Annotated in this window: 13 protein-coding genes; 1 reads left to right on the forward strand and 12 read right to left on the reverse strand. The window is 66.4% G+C overall.

All coding sequences use genetic code 11. The annotated features are described in order from the left end of the window. Positions 1 to 4: 4 nt before the first annotated feature. From ACP2AH_RS08750 to ACP2AH_RS08785, 8 genes are all read right to left on the reverse strand, one after another. Entirely contained in the window at positions 5 to 2,077 is a 2,073-nt protein-coding gene (locus ACP2AH_RS08750; RefSeq protein WP_425105442.1) for an ATP-dependent helicase, read from the reverse strand. 143 nt (positions 2,078 to 2,220) lie between these two features. After that, positions 2,221 to 2,556, reverse strand: a complete 336-nt coding sequence (locus tag ACP2AH_RS08755) for a hypothetical protein (protein ID WP_425105443.1) — start codon at positions 2,554 to 2,556, stop codon at positions 2,221 to 2,223. A 219-nt stretch (positions 2,557 to 2,775) separates the two neighbouring features. Continuing rightward, positions 2,776 to 3,090, reverse strand: a complete 315-nt coding sequence (locus tag ACP2AH_RS08760; protein WP_421700324.1) for an HdeA/HdeB family chaperone — start codon at positions 3,088 to 3,090, stop codon at positions 2,776 to 2,778. A gap of 74 nt (positions 3,091 to 3,164) precedes the next feature. Then, complete coding sequence (locus ACP2AH_RS08765) at positions 3,165 to 3,470, reverse strand: zinc ribbon domain-containing protein YjdM (protein WP_244375790.1); 306 nt, start codon at positions 3,468 to 3,470, stop codon at positions 3,165 to 3,167. A 101-nt stretch (positions 3,471 to 3,571) separates the two neighbouring features. Continuing rightward, complete coding sequence (gene ilvD / locus ACP2AH_RS08770; protein WP_425105444.1) at positions 3,572 to 5,404, reverse strand: dihydroxy-acid dehydratase; 1,833 nt, start codon at positions 5,402 to 5,404, stop codon at positions 3,572 to 3,574. Positions 5,405 to 5,502: 98 nt separating this feature from the next. Continuing rightward, positions 5,503 to 5,817, reverse strand: coding sequence for a hypothetical protein (locus ACP2AH_RS08775; protein WP_425105445.1), 315 nt, complete (start codon positions 5,815 to 5,817; stop codon positions 5,503 to 5,505). Positions 5,818 to 5,929: 112 nt separating this feature from the next. Then, entirely contained in the window at positions 5,930 to 7,087 is a 1,158-nt protein-coding gene (locus tag ACP2AH_RS08780) for an MFS transporter (protein ID WP_425105446.1), read from the reverse strand. Next, a complete protein-coding gene (locus ACP2AH_RS08785; RefSeq protein WP_425105447.1) occupies positions 7,084 to 8,418 on the reverse strand; it encodes an HdeD family acid-resistance protein in 1,335 nt (444 codons plus the stop codon). Before ACP2AH_RS08785 ends, ACP2AH_RS08780 begins: the two co-directional genes overlap by 4 nt. A gap of 374 nt (positions 8,419 to 8,792) precedes the next feature. Between ACP2AH_RS08785 and ACP2AH_RS08790 the strand changes: the two genes are divergently transcribed. Continuing rightward, positions 8,793 to 9,617 carry a DUF4238 domain-containing protein gene (locus ACP2AH_RS08790; RefSeq protein WP_425105448.1) on the forward strand — a complete coding sequence of 275 codons (825 nt, stop codon included), beginning with the start codon at positions 8,793 to 8,795 and terminating at the stop codon, positions 9,615 to 9,617. 400 nt (positions 9,618 to 10,017) lie between these two features. Here ACP2AH_RS08790 and ACP2AH_RS08795 read toward each other — a convergent pair whose 3' ends face one another. The 4 genes from ACP2AH_RS08795 to ACP2AH_RS08810 form a co-directional block, all read right to left on the reverse strand. Beyond that, on the reverse strand, positions 10,018 to 11,274 hold the full coding sequence (locus tag ACP2AH_RS08795; RefSeq protein ID WP_425105449.1) for a tyrosine-type recombinase/integrase: 1,257 nt from the start codon (positions 11,272 to 11,274) through the stop codon (positions 10,018 to 10,020). Positions 11,275 to 11,491: 217 nt separating this feature from the next. After that, the gene (locus ACP2AH_RS08800; protein WP_425105450.1) at positions 11,492 to 12,025 is read right to left on the reverse strand and encodes a hypothetical protein; all 534 of its coding nucleotides are present in this window, start codon (positions 12,023 to 12,025) and stop codon (positions 11,492 to 11,494) included. After that, complete coding sequence (locus tag ACP2AH_RS08805; protein ID WP_425105451.1) at positions 12,022 to 12,165, reverse strand: hypothetical protein; 144 nt, start codon at positions 12,163 to 12,165, stop codon at positions 12,022 to 12,024. Before ACP2AH_RS08805 ends, ACP2AH_RS08800 begins: the two co-directional genes overlap by 4 nt. Then, positions 12,165 to 13,376, reverse strand: a complete 1,212-nt coding sequence (locus ACP2AH_RS08810) for a DNA polymerase III subunit beta (RefSeq protein WP_425105452.1) — start codon at positions 13,374 to 13,376, stop codon at positions 12,165 to 12,167. The genes ACP2AH_RS08805 and ACP2AH_RS08810 overlap by 1 nt, the downstream gene beginning before the upstream one ends.

Below are 13,376 nucleotides of genomic sequence, written 5' to 3' on the forward strand. Positions count from 1 at the left end.
CCCCCTATTTCCACATTGCCCGCATCCGCGCCCCGATGTCGATGGGGGCCTGCGGCGCGGCCCGCATGCCTGCCGCTTCCGTCGTCGCCGGCGGCCAGCTCGCCATGGCGAAGCGGGAGAGGATGGTGGGCGGGATGAAACGGGTGCGGGCGGCGTAGACATGGCGGTCGCCGCGCGTGGACTGCCCATGGGTGAAGAAGCGCTGCGGCAGCATCAGGTGCAGGCTATCCTTCGCCCGCGTCATCGCGACATAGAGCAGGCGCCGCTCCTCCTCGATCTCCTCGCGCGTGCCGGTGCCGAGATCGCTGGGGATGCAGCCATCCACCGCGTTGAGCACGAACACGGATTTCCACTCCTGCCCCTTGGCGGAATGGATGGTGGAGAGGATGAGGTAATCCTCGTCGCGGTGCGGCGGCCCGGCTTCGGCGCTGGTGGCGTCCGGCGGGTCGAGCGTCAATTCGGTGAGGAAGCGGGCGCGGGACGGGTAGCTCGCCGCGATCTGCGCGAGTTGTACGAGATCGGCCTGCCGGCTGCCGGCATCCTCGTGCAGGCGCTCCAGCAGCGGCTCGTACCACGCGCGCACAAGGTCAAGCTCGCCCGGCCAGCCCGCGCTGTTCGCCTTCAGCTCGCGCGCCATGGCGAGGAAGGCCGGCCATTCCTGCTCCGCCCGGGCTGGCGGCGTCACCGCCTCCAGCGCCGACAACAGCGTGCCGGCGGCCTCGACCGCCTCCAGAATGCGCCCCGCCGTGGCCGGGCCGAGGCCGGAGAGCAGCCGCAGCACGCGGAAACCGGCGACACGGTCGCGCGGATTCTCGACGAAGCGCAGCACGCCGAGCACGTCCTTCACATGGGCGGAATCGAGGAATTTCAGCCCGCCGAACTTCACGAAGGGAATGTTCCGCCGGGTCAGCTCCACTTCCAGCGGCCCGCTGTGATGGGCGGCGCGGAACAGCACCGCCTGCTGCTTCAGCGCCATGCCGTCCTCGCGGTTTTCCAGCACGCGGGTGGCAATGAAATTGGCCTGCTCGATCTCGTCGCGCACGCTCACCAGCACCGGCCGCTCGGCGGAAGCGCGCTCGGACCAGAGATTCTTGGCGTAGCGCTCGCTGGCGAAGTCGATCACCGCATTGGCGGCGGCGAGGATGGGCTGGGTGGAGCGGTAATTCTGCTCCAGCATCACCGTGTCGGCGCGCGGGGTGAAATGGCCGGGGAAGTCGAGAATGTTGCGCACCGTGGCGGCGCGGAAGGAATAGATCGACTGGGCATCGTCGCCGACCACGGTGAGGCCACGCCCGTCCGGCTTCAGGCCGAGCAGGATGGTGGATTGCAGCCGGTTGGTGTCCTGATACTCGTCCACCAGCACATGGTCGAAGCGGCTGGCCACGCGGGCCGCCAGCGTCGGCTCGCTCATCATCTGCGCCCAGTAGAGCAGCAAATCGTCGTAATCGAGCACGTTCTGGCGCTGCTTGGCCTCGACATAGGCGGCGAACAGCGCCTTCAGTTCGCCGCTCCAGCCCGCGCACCACGGGAAAGCGCGGCCGATCACCTCTTCCAGCTTCTGCTCGGCATTCACCGCGCGCGAATAGATGGCGAGCAGCGTGCCCTTGGTGGGAAAGCGCTTTTCGGTGCGGCTGAGGCCAAGCTCGTGGCGGATGAGATTGATGAGGTCGGCGCTGTCCTCGCGGTCATGGATGGTGAAGGCGGGGTCGAGGCCGATATCGAGGGCGTGGTCGCGCAGCAGCCGGGCGCCGATGCCGTGGAACGTGCCGGCCCAGTTCAGTCCCTCGGTCAGCACCCGCGCTTCCGGCCCCAGCACCTTGGCGGCGATGCGCTCGACCCGCCGCGCCATCTCCGCCGCCGCCCGGCGCGAGAAGGTGAGCAGCAGGATGCGGCGCGGATCGGCGCGGTTGACGATGAGGTGGGCGACGCGATGGGCCAGCGTGTCGGTCTTGCCCGAGCCGGCACCGGCGATCACCAGCAGCGGCCCGGCAAGTGTGTCGCCGGGCCCGTGGATTCCATGCTCGACCGCCCGCCGCTGCTGCGGATTGAGCGTGTCGAGATAGGCAGCGGGCTGCATGGACGGGCGAATCTCCGGCGCGGATCAGCAAACCAGAGAGCACGTTTCGCGTTTTGTTCGCAACTCGCCGCGCCGATGCCGCGCCCATGAGAAAAGGCCGCCCCGGGGAGTGGGCGGCCTTTTCCATGTCACGACGGCGCAGGTCAGCAGGGGGTCTGCGTGCTCGAGCAGTCGCGGTTCGACTTGGTGTCGCTCGGCTGGTCGGTGGTGGCGCCGACATTGTCGGTGCTGCTGGTGCCGGTGGTCGTATTACGACCTTCCGGGGCGTTCATGTCCGAACCCGAGGTCGCGTTGGACGGGGCGCCGATGCGGCTTTCGGTGGTGTTGGTGCCGGCATCCTTGCCCGTACCCGCGCCGGAATCCGACGCGCCCGCGCTCGACGAAGAGCCGCCCGTGCCGCTGGACTGGGCGAGGGCGGGGCCGCTGAGGGCGAGCATGGCGGCGAGAACGGCGGCGGAAGCTGTCTTGGCGTTGATCATCGGCTGTATCCTCCTGTTGAGTGAAGGAATAATCCCGACAATCTCCCAGGGTTCCGCGACATAAACTTATAGCGCGGTGTAATGAACTACCGCTTTTCGGGCAAATGTCGGTGATGCGCCATCAGAAGAGGTTCATTTTACCGTCCGATCCGACGATAATACCGGATCGGACCCTATAAGCCTCTGTCGCTCACGAAGGCGTGACAGAAGCGGCGGCGCTCACTCGCCGAAGAGTTCGTTGGCGGCGGTGATCAGCCCGATGGTCGGGTTGGCCGCGCAATACTCGCCGAGCTTGCCGGCGTTTTCGATGAACTTGTCGGTGTCGATCACCGGCGGAGCGTCGACATCCTTGTAATAGGCGTCGAGCCAGGCCAGCGTCAGCATGATCTCGGTCTTGTCGCTTTCCAGGAACTGGCCGCACGTGGTGGTGGAGAGGTCGATCTTCTCCGCCAGCGCGGCGTGCGGCAGGCCCGCGAGGACAGGGCCGGCGAGGGCGAGGGCGAGAACGAGCTTTCTCAGGACGAGCTTTCGCATGGAGAACCTGCGCAGTGGAGGGCACGGCGGACGCTACCATGCCACCGTGCGACGCGCCACGTCGTGCCCCGTGCTCAGCCGCGCTTGCGCACGAATTCCGTGCGCAGCACCAGCCCCTTGATGGCCTCGTGCCGGCAGTCGATTTCCTCCGGGTTGTCGGTGAGGCGAATGGTCTTGATGACCGTGCCCTGCTTCAGCGTCTGGCCGGCGCCCTTCACCTTCAGGTCCTTGATCAGCACGACGGAATCGCCGTCGGCGAGCAGATTGCCGGAGGCGTCCCGCACCTCGAGGGCGGCCGCGGCGGCCGCCTTCACCTCGGAGGCCGGGCGCCATTCGCCGGTGGCTTCGTCATAGACATAGGAATCGTCGTCATCGGCCATGTCGGCCTCCCTGCGGGATCGTGAAGGGGGATGCAAAAAGGCGGAGCCTGCGGCCCCGCCTCCGTTTCGTCTGCCGGCGTTTTCGCCGCGCGATCGGCCGCTCAGGGCACGTGACGCACGGCGCCCTTGGCGGCGCTGGTGGCGAGCGCGGCATAGGCCCTGAGCGCGGTGGTGACGTTGCGCTTGCGCGGCGCCGCCGGCACCCAGCCCTTGGCCTGCTGCTCCTCGCGGCGGGCGGCGAGCTCGGAATCGTCGACGGCGAGGTGGATGCGGCGATTGGGGATGTCGATCTCGATCACGTCGCCCTCGCGCACCAGCCCGACCGTGCCGCCTTCCGCCGCTTCCGGCGAGACATGACCGATGGACAGGCCCGAGGAACCGCCGGAGAAGCGGCCATCGGTGACGAGCGCGCAGGCCTTGCCGAGGCCCTTCGACTTCAGATAGCTCGTGGGATAGAGCATTTCCTGCATGCCCGGCCCGCCGCGCGGCCCCTCATAGCGGATGAGCACGATCTGGCCCGGCTTCACCCGGTTGCCGAGAATGGCGGACACCGCGTCGTCCTGGCTCTCGAACACGGTGGCGGTGCCGGTGAATTTGAGAATGCTCTCGTCGACGCCCGCCGTCTTCACGATGCAGCCATCCTCGGCGAGATTGCCGAACAGCACGGCAAGGCCGCCGTCCTTGGAATAGGCATGCGCGGCGTTGCGGATGACGCCGGCTTCGCGGTCGAGGTCGAGGTCGTCCCAGCGGCGGGACTGGCTGAACGCCACCTGCGTCGGCACCCCGCCCGGCGCGGCGCGGTAGAAGGTCTGCACCTGCTCGCTCTTGGTGCGCACCACATCCCAGCGCTCCAACGCGTCGCCCAGCGTGGGGGCGTGGACGGTCGGCAGATCGGTGTGGAGGAGGCCGGCGCGGTCGAGTTCGCCGAGAATGGCCATGATGCCGCCGGCGCGGTGCACGTCTTCCATATGAATGTTGGCGACGGCCGGGGCGACCTTGCACAGCACCGGCACGCGGCGCGACAGCCGGTCGATGTCGGCCATGGTGAAGGGCACCTCGCCCTCATGCGCGGCGGCGAGCAGGTGCAGCACCGTATTGGTGGAGCCGCCCATGGAGATGTCGAGCGTCATGGCGTTCTCGAACGCCTTGAACGAGGCCACGGCGCGCGGCAGCACGCTCTCGTCTTCCTGCTCGTAATAGCGACGGGCGAGATCGACGATGAGATGGCCGGCCTCGACGAACAGCCGCTCGCGATCGGCATGGGTGGCGAGCACCGAGCCATTGCCGGGCAAAGCGAGGCCCAGCGCCTCGGTGAGGCAGTTCATGGAATTGGCGGTGAACATGCCGGAGCAGGAGCCGCAGGTCGGGCAGGCCGAGCGCTCCATCACCGTCACGTCCGCGTCGCTCACCCGGTCGTCGGCGGCGGCGACCATGGCGTCGATGAGGTCCACCTTCTTCTCGCCGGTGGAGAGCAGCACCTTGCCCGCCTCCATCGGCCCGCCGGAGACGAAGACGGCCGGGATGTTGAGCCGCAGCGCCGCCATCAGCATGCCGGGCGTGATCTTGTCGCAATTGGAGATGCAGACCATGGCGTCGGCGCAATGAGCGTTGACCATGTATTCCACGCTGTCGGCGATGATCTCGCGCGAAGGCAGCGAATAGAGCATGCCGTCATGGCCCATGGCGATGCCGTCATCCACCGCGATGGTGTTGAACTCCTTGGCGACGCCGCCCGCCTTCTCGATCTCCCGCGCCACCAGCTGGCCGAGATCCTTCAGGTGGACATGGCCGGGCACGAACTGGGTGAAGGAGTTCACCACGGCGATGATCGGCTTGCCGAAATCGCCGTCTTTCATGCCGGTGGCGCGCCAGAGGCCGCGGGCTCCGGCCATGTTGCGGCCATGGGTGGACGTGCGCGAGCGATAGGCGGGCATGGAATTCCTCCAAACTCTTTGCCGCGCTTATGCCCCCCGTGCGCGTATCGCGCAACCGTCTCGCCGTTGTGGCGGGCCGCTTTGGCCGATGGCGGGGCTCACCGCCAGCGGATGCGCCGCTCGCGGCATTCCTGACCCACGAGGCATTGCGGATTGTCGCGCGTGGGAATCCAGGCGGGCTTGGACCGCTGCGACTGGCAATAGCCGGGATTGCTGACGTAGCGGTCGAACAGGTCCGGCCCGGTGCTGATAACCACCGCGCCCTGGCGTGCGACCAGCGCCTGCGCCTGGGCGCAGCTCATGGTGAGCGAGTTCGGCATGGCCTGCGCGGAGGCGGGAAGCGGTAGGAACAGGGCCGTGGCGATGGCGATGGCGGGGATGGCAAAGGCAGGCATGGCAAAGGCTGGGGTCATGATCGGGCCTCGGCGGCGCGCTCTCCGGCGGCGGGGCGCTTGGCCCTCGGAAATGACGCGGCCGCGCTGGCGGTCAAGGCGCGGCGGAGCCACAAGGGCGTGAGCGCCGCCCTCAACTGCCGCCCCGGCCCTTCAGCGTGACGAACAGGGTGAAGGCCCCGCAGATGGCGGCGGTGAAGAAGGCGAGGCCGTGCAGGGTGGCGTTCATCGCAAAGCCCGCCAGCAGCGGCCCGAGCAGCGCGCCGAGCCCCCACATCAGCCCCATGGCGGCATAGATGCCGACCAGTTCCGACCCCTTGAAGCGGCTACCGACCAAGGTGAGCATGATGGTGTAGATGCCGACAAAGGCGCCGCCCCACAGGAACAGCAGCGTGTAGGTGGCGATCTCGTTCTGCAGGGCGAACGGCCAGGCCAGCGCGCCGAGCATGGAGGTGGCGGCGAGGGCGATCACCAGCTTCACCCGGTCCATCTTGTCGCCGAGCCAGCCAATGGGCAGCTGCAGCAGGATGGCGCCGATCATCATGCAGGACATCAGCCGCGTGGCCCCGCTCTCCTCCCAGCCGAGATTGACGGCATAGATGGCGAGGAAGGACAGGCCGGAGGTCTCGATTGCCGCGTTCAGCATCACGGCGGAAATGGCGACCGGCGCCAGGCGGATGAAGCGCAGCGGGCTGCCGGTGGCGGGTTCGTCGAACACCGGCGCCTGCACCTTCGGCGAAGCGATGAAGCCGGCGGCGACCAGCGAAATGCCGGCGCCCACGAGATAGGGCAGGGCCCCGCCCGAGCCGACGACCGAGAGGATCAGCGGCCCGAGGGCGAAGCCGACCGAGAGCGCGGCGGTGTAGGCCGCCATGGCGCGGGCGCGGGTGGCCTCGGTGCTCAGGCTGTTGGTCCAGGTCTCTGAGAGCACGAACAGGATCTCCGACGCCATGCCGAGCACGAGGCGCAGTGGAAACCACAGCCAGATCAGCGGGATCGCTGGAAAGGCGCTCAGCACCAGCGCCGCCACCACCAACGCGATGATGACCAGCCGGCGTATGCCGAAAAACGCGACGATGCGCGGCAGGATCATGGCGGTGACGAGCACGCCGACCGCGTGCATGGCCGCGTTGGCGCCGATCAGGCTCTCGCTCAGGCCCCGCGCGGTGAGGTCGAGCGCGATCAGCGCCGCGCTCAGGCTGTAGGTGAGCCCGAACATCATGGCGGTCATGATGACGGCGCCGCGCGAGAGCAGGCTGGCGGGGCGTTCGGCGGAAACCGGCGCCGTCATGCGGGGCGAACCTCGTTGCCATCGATCGGGCCATGCCGGCCGCGCCTGAGAAAGCCGAGCAGGCGCGTGCTCCAGGCGACATCGCCCTGTTCGACGATCCGCGCCAGGGTGCGGGCATAGTCCAGCACCAGCCCGGGCGTCCAGGTCGCCGAATGCGCGCGGGTGCGGATCATCGCCGCCACCCAGATATCGGGATTGGACAGCAGGCGCAGGAGGCGCAGCCAGGGGAAGCGGCTCGCCAGCGAACCTTCGAGCGCGGCGTCGAGCGCTTGCGCCACCACCACGGAACAGTTGCGGTTGGTGAGATTATACGTGTCGTCCTGCTTGTAGCCGGCCCAGAACACCCGCAGGCGGCGCGGGCTGTAATTGCGGAATTCGACATTCTGATCGGCCGGGCACCACCAGTCCGACTCATAGGCATAGGAAGGCTGGAAGCGGCCCTTGAGGTCGTTTTCGCCGGTGGCGCGCAGCGAGGCGATGAAGTCGCTGCTGGAGCGCTCCACCTCCATGGCCGGGTAGTGGCTGATATAGAGGTCCGGCGGCATTTCCAGCGCCGCGTGGCCGGTTGAGATAACGCCGTGCCCATCGACGGCAGCGACGTAGCGGTCCACCAGCAGCCGGCGCTCCGGCGCATAGGCTGAGCCGACCGGCGTCCACACATGCACGATCATCGGCTGTTCCGGCGCCGGCTCGTCGCCGGCGTCGATCATGACAGGGGCGTTGTCGTACCAGCCGCGCCCGCCGAAGATCGGCAGGGCGAGAATGGCCGCTTCGCTTTCCAGCGTGCGGAACATGAAGCCGATGCGCAGCAGCAGCCAGCCGGACAGCGCCAGCAGCAGGGCGATGCAGAAGGGGATGTTGCGGTTATGCGGCAGCGGCCATTCGGTAATGATGAGCCCCGCCACCGCGATTTCCAGCGCGCCGATCAGCGCCATCATCCTCCAGCCGGAAAAACGCACCACCAGCCCGGTGGCGATCCGCCCGATTCCGTCGAGCGCGAAGGCGAGGCCGAACAGCAGGGCGAGCGCCCATTCGGTCGAGACCGGCGGCTGGATGATGAGAACCCCCAGCAGCATCAGCGCGGCAGCCTTCAGAAAGAGCAGCGAGCGCGCCGCCCCGCGCATCCGCCCCAGCAGGACCAGCAGCGCCGCCAGCCCGTTGACGATGAAGACGAAGCCCAGGGCCTCGCGCGTGACGAAGGTGACGCCATCCGACGCATCGATGGCCAACAGGGTGGCGAGAGTCACGAAGACCCCGCCGAGAATCGCGATGACGTACCACCGGGCACGGAACGAGGGCGCACCGATGAGAAGAAAGCACAGTTTGAGCATGGAAGAGGATGTAGACCCAACGCGAAGGCCGGCACAGTGCCATTTTGCCGCTGGCATGGGAAGCGGCGGGTGGTGGAGAGGCGGGCGGGCGGCGGGCGGCGGGCATTGGGGTTTCGTTGGAGAGAACCGAGCGAATCGTTGCGCAGACCAGCTAACCTATTGACCGATTTGGTGGGCCCGGAGGAGTCCGAAAATTAGCCGTAAGATTTGAAAACACTGAATTTTAGCATTGGCGAAGCCGGCTGTGCCAATGCTGATGCCGACAAGAGTTGGGCTTCTATGGGACGCCTGTGGACATTGGTTTGGCAATATGGACTTTCTGGAAAGTTGCATTGAGAGGGCCAAGATTGAGCAAAGCAGGAGACCACCATTACGTGCCTCAGTTTCACCTCGGGATGTGGAGCGGGCCGTCCGGTCAGATCAACCAATGGGGACGCATCGCTTACAACAACGAGCTCGTTTGCACGTCTGTCACCAAAGCCGCCACGGCATACGTCCCCGGCCTATATTCGCTTGCTCACGTAAATGATGAGGAAGACCAGCAGATAGAGACCAAACTGTTCGGCAAAATTGAAAACGCTGCGAAGCCCGTGCTGGAGAAGCTGATTAGAAACGGGCCTGCCAAGCTGTCGGTTCAAGAACGCTACTGGTGGACCATCTACCTCAACGCCTCGTTGCTGCGCGTACCCCATATCGTGGAGATGGTCACGTCGAGTGTGCAGGAGCGCATCGCTCAGGACCTGTCACAACCGATCCCCGAGTTCGATGTTGCTAAAGGAGACGCACCGGAGAACACGCTGTTCGAATGGGCGTCAAATCACGCGCCCGCCCGTGTCGCCAACTCGGGACTGAAGGTGCTGGTTGATCTGATCCAAAGCAAGAAGGCCATCGACCGCATCATTCATCTTCGCTGGCTCGTCAAAGACGTCTCAACAGGGCCGAGGCGGCTGCTCCTTGGGGATAACCCTTTTGAACGGGTCGGCGACTTGTACAAATCACGCACCACCATCTCGATGCCGTTGTCTCCGACGCACCTCTTTATCGCCAGTGATGCGCCAGACATTCTTGACCACTTTGCCCGAATGCCTGCTTGCGATGTGGTCAAGGCGAACAACCAATCGTCCCTCATCAACGCGAAGAAGTTCGTCTACGGAGATGAGGAGCGCGACTTCATCGACGCCTACCTGCCCCGTCACTAGCTCAGCATGTAGGCGCGCCGCGTATCCGAGTCCGCGTGTTACCGGCGTCAAGATACGCCATTTAGACTTCGGAACCTCTTCCACCGTGTTCGGGCGCCACGTAAGCCGTCCGTCCGCCGTGATGGTGTGCGCCTTCAGATATTGGTCGGGGGTGTCCTTGGTCCAGAATCTCCAACTGGCGCCAGCGGCGTCACGGGCAGCGGCGCTTCCCACTTGATGTAGTCAAACATTCCCACAGCGATCCCAATCATTGGGAGTTCCGTTGGGGATAACGGGGCTGGATCGGCGCCACACCAGCCAAGTCATTGAAATAGTGGTGGGCCCGGCAGGACTCGAACCTGCAACCAGACCGTTATGAGCGCGCTTCTTTCGCGACAAACCCGCATAAAACCGTGCGATCTCAGGCGGTCCCTCGGGGCTCTGTTCTCGTTCGGTTCACGGGTTTTATTGGCGTTTTATTGGCGCCAATAGAAAGGGCGTGCGCGGCCCTCGCCATGTAGTCGGGGTGATGGTGGCCATAGGTGCGCTCGACCAGCGCCGCGGACATGCCGACGAAGCTGGCGGCATCCCAGATCGTGACGCCCGACTGCATCAGCCAGGTGACGGCCGTATGCCTTAAGGTGTGCGGGGTCACGCCGGGCTCGAGTCCCGCGAGATCCACAGCCCGGGCCATCGCCACCTTCACCGACTTGATCGGCTGGCCGCGATACTCGACGGGGTATTCTTTTGATATTCCCATCTCTTTCCAGCGGCGCATGTGTGCCAGCAGGCGCGCGGGGATGGGCGCCGGCGGCTGGCGCTTCTTTGTGGCGCGCGCGCCCTGGGCGAGGCGATAGAAAACGCCGCGCTCGAGGTCGATGTAGGAGCGCCCGGACGCCGCCGCCCAACTGGCGGACGCGATGGCGCCGGCGCGCGTGCCGGTATAGAGCCCGATCAGGATGAAGCGGGCGAGGTGACGCATCGTGTACTTGGCCGTGGGGATCGCTTCGCCCGGCAGCCCCTTGTGGGAGCGCTTCTGCTTCTCCCGGGTGCGCCAGCACGCCCAGAGGAGGGCCGCCGCCTCGCTGCGGGTGAGCCATCGCTCGCGTGCTACGCCCCTCTCGGGAAGGTGGACGCGCACCTCGCCCTTGTGAAGCTGCTCCTTGGCATGGTGCTGGATGGCGGCGCGCAGATCCTCGAGATCTCGGCGCGCGCCGGCGGCGCCGCCATCAGGCTTGGGCGGGCGAGTGCGGCGGCTCTCGGCCTCGTAGTAGCGACGCAGATACTCGGCCTTGCGATGGTCCACATAGGCCCGGCAGGTGAGCATCGAGACATCGGAAAGCTTCTTGTCGCCCCACCAAAGAAGAAGCCGGCGGGCACGCTCCGCCAGCTTCTTCTTATTGGCCTGACGGTCTGCGCAGTCGCGCAGATAAATGGCTATGACGTCGGGGATGGGGACGACAGAGAGGTCACGATCCCGCCGCGGCGCTTCATACTTCCCTGCGATGTAAGCGGCGAGGGCGCGCTCAGCTCGTCCACGATCCTCAGCGCCGCATCCAGTGGGATGTTGGACGTTCGCGTCGATGATGATCCATGTGGGGGCATGGCTGACGGTTCCATCTTTGCGCCGGCGCGCGGGCCGAAGCCAGAGACGGGCTCCTTTGGATGGACGCGGCATTTGTCGATCATGTCCCGTATGGCGGCCAGGGTCGTATAATCCTTGCCCGCGATGCGGTTGATGGCAAGGCGCCCCCGCGCCGCCTCGCGCCGCAGACCGGCAACCTTCATCGATCCGTCGGGAAAGGCCAAGGCGGCCGCGACGTCGAGACGAAGCGGCGATTCGTCGGTGATGGCCGGCTCCTGGGAGGTGATCGAGGCTTTACCCATCGTGGTGCTCACCCTTCCTCGTCTTCGCTGTCGTCGTCGGTCACGAACGCAACAGGCAGCGCCGAGCCTGTCGGTTTAGCGGCCTGCTTCGCCCGGATGGCCTCGACCTTGGTCCAGATGCGGGCGAGTTCGGTTTCCCCGGCCGCGTGCATGTCGAGATCGTGTGCGAGGCAGAAGGCCGCGAGCGTCACCATGGAGCCGCCGACTTCCTGCGCCGGTTCGCCTTTCGGCCGCGACCAGACATAACTCGACAGGCTGGCAACACGCTCGCGCGGGTAGTCAACGGATTGCAGAAGCTCCAGCACCTCTTCGAGCAGACGATCACCACGCTCCAGTTTGTCGGCGGCGATGGCCGGGCCGAAGCAGGCAAGCATCCAAGGCTGCACACGCTGCTGGAATGACGCCCTCGCTGGCGCCGCAGCCACCATGGCGCTGTAGAGGGTGCTTGACCGTCGCGCCGGGTCTTTGCACCAAGCGTCCCGTCCTGCCGCAAGTTGGGTGGTTGTCGGCTCGACCGGCACCATTTTCCATTCGCCGCTCATGCGCTCGCTCCATGGAGAATGGCCCGCAGCGCGGCGATGGCGCTGTCAATGAGGCCGATGTGCTGCACGTCCGTTGCGACCACGCAGGCCGCGAAGAAAAGCAGCAGGACGATGGAGATGGGGCGGGAGGGGTTGCCCATCACGCCGCTTCTCCTGCCGCTATGGCCGCGCCTTGATGGGGGCGGCGTCGCAGGGTTTGCGGGGCGGCGACGGCGACGAGATCGGCATCGTCAAGGTTGCGGAAGCGCACCGGCTTGTCTTCGCCCGCGCACCAGATTTCCACATGCCCGCGACCGACGGCTTCGATCGCCTTCATGATGAAGCCGGAGCGGATGCCGACGCGACCGGTGCCGACGCGGGATTCGATCTCCAGCATTTCGGTGCCGTAAATGCCGTCGGAATGATCGTCGAGCCAGAGCGACAGGTCGCCCTCCTCGCCCCATTCCATCGCCACCGGGCGCTCGTCATTGCCCGCCATGTCGGCGAGCCGCTTCACGGCGGCGGCAAAGGCGCCGGCCTCGACCGTGATGCGGGGGCCTTCCAGAGGCGGCACCACGCGCTCATAGGGCGGATAGCGGTTCTCCAGCAGCCGCGTGGCGTAACTCACCTTGACGCCGCTGCCGGCACCGCGCACGGCGAGCACGTTGTCGCCCGCCTCGATCTCAAGCGGGACTTCACCGAGGCGCAGCAGATGGGCGACGCTTTCCAGCGGCACCATGACGCCGCGCGCACGGCCGGGGCGGGTGCCGTCGGGCTCAAGCTTCTTCGGCAGATCCTGCGCGCCCTCCGGCGCTTCCACATTGGCGGCGAGCAGCACATAGCCGCTGCCGGCGACACCCCAGAGGGCGGCGTCATCTTCCGAGGTGTGGAGATAGACGCCTTCCAGATAGGGGCGATCCTTCATGCCCTTGGCAGCGGCGGGGCGCGGGATATCGAACAGGCGGCGCACCTCCTCCGGCATCAGCATGAAGCGGGCGACATTGCCTGTGGCGACGAAGGCCGACGGGAAGTCCGTCGCCGGCAGCACATGCGGCTGATAGCGGCTGCGCCCGGCCTTGACGGTGGCGAGCGCGTCGCCCGCGTCGATGCTGACCTGCGCGCCTTCGGGGAAATTGCCGGTCATGCGCAGCAGCACGTCGGCCGCTATGCAGGCGGCGCCCTGGCGTTCCACCTCGGCGGCGATCTCGGCCTCGGCATAGGCGTCATTGTCCGTCGCGGCGATGAGCAGCCGGCTGCCTTCCGTGCGCAGGCGCACGGTTGAGAGCATGGGGATCTTCGCCTTGCTGTCGGCGAGGTGACACACCGCCTTGAGGGCGGCGAGCAGATGGGTGCGCTCGGCAATGAGCTTCAT

This window comes from Ancylobacter sp., from assembly GCF_965249975.1.
Taxonomy (GTDB): domain Bacteria; phylum Pseudomonadota; class Alphaproteobacteria; order Rhizobiales; family Xanthobacteraceae; genus Ancylobacter.

What these genes read in the sequence shown, in the direction of transcription:
- ACP2AH_RS08750 (WP_425105442.1), bottom strand. Translation starts at nt 2,077, where the DNA reads ATGCAGCCCGCTGCCTATCTCGACACGCTCAATCCGCAGCAGCGGCGG.
- ACP2AH_RS08755 (WP_425105443.1), bottom strand. Translation starts at nt 2,556, where the DNA reads ATGATCAACGCCAAGACAGCTTCCGCCGCCGTTCTCGCCGCCATGCTC.
- ACP2AH_RS08760 (WP_421700324.1), bottom strand. Translation starts at nt 3,090, where the DNA reads ATGCGAAAGCTCGTCCTGAGAAAGCTCGTTCTCGCCCTCGCCCTCGCC.
- ACP2AH_RS08765 (WP_244375790.1), bottom strand. Translation starts at nt 3,470, where the DNA reads ATGGCCGATGACGACGATTCCTATGTCTATGACGAAGCCACCGGCGAA.
- ilvD (WP_425105444.1), bottom strand. Translation starts at nt 5,404, where the DNA reads ATGCCCGCCTATCGCTCGCGCACGTCCACCCATGGCCGCAACATGGCC.
- ACP2AH_RS08775 (WP_425105445.1), bottom strand. Translation starts at nt 5,817, where the DNA reads ATGACCCCAGCCTTTGCCATGCCTGCCTTTGCCATCCCCGCCATCGCC.
- ACP2AH_RS08780 (WP_425105446.1), bottom strand. Translation starts at nt 7,087, where the DNA reads ATGACGGCGCCGGTTTCCGCCGAACGCCCCGCCAGCCTGCTCTCGCGC.
- ACP2AH_RS08785 (WP_425105447.1), bottom strand. Translation starts at nt 8,418, where the DNA reads ATGCTCAAACTGTGCTTTCTTCTCATCGGTGCGCCCTCGTTCCGTGCC.
- ACP2AH_RS08795 (WP_425105449.1), bottom strand. Translation starts at nt 11,274, where the DNA reads ATGCCGCGTCCATCCAAAGGAGCCCGTCTCTGGCTTCGGCCCGCGCGC.
- ACP2AH_RS08800 (WP_425105450.1), bottom strand. Translation starts at nt 12,025, where the DNA reads ATGAGCGGCGAATGGAAAATGGTGCCGGTCGAGCCGACAACCACCCAA.
- ACP2AH_RS08805 (WP_425105451.1), bottom strand. Translation starts at nt 12,165, where the DNA reads ATGGGCAACCCCTCCCGCCCCATCTCCATCGTCCTGCTGCTTTTCTTC.
- ACP2AH_RS08810 (WP_425105452.1), bottom strand. Translation starts at nt 13,376, where the DNA reads ATGAAGCTCATTGCCGAGCGCACCCATCTGCTCGCCGCCCTCAAGGCG.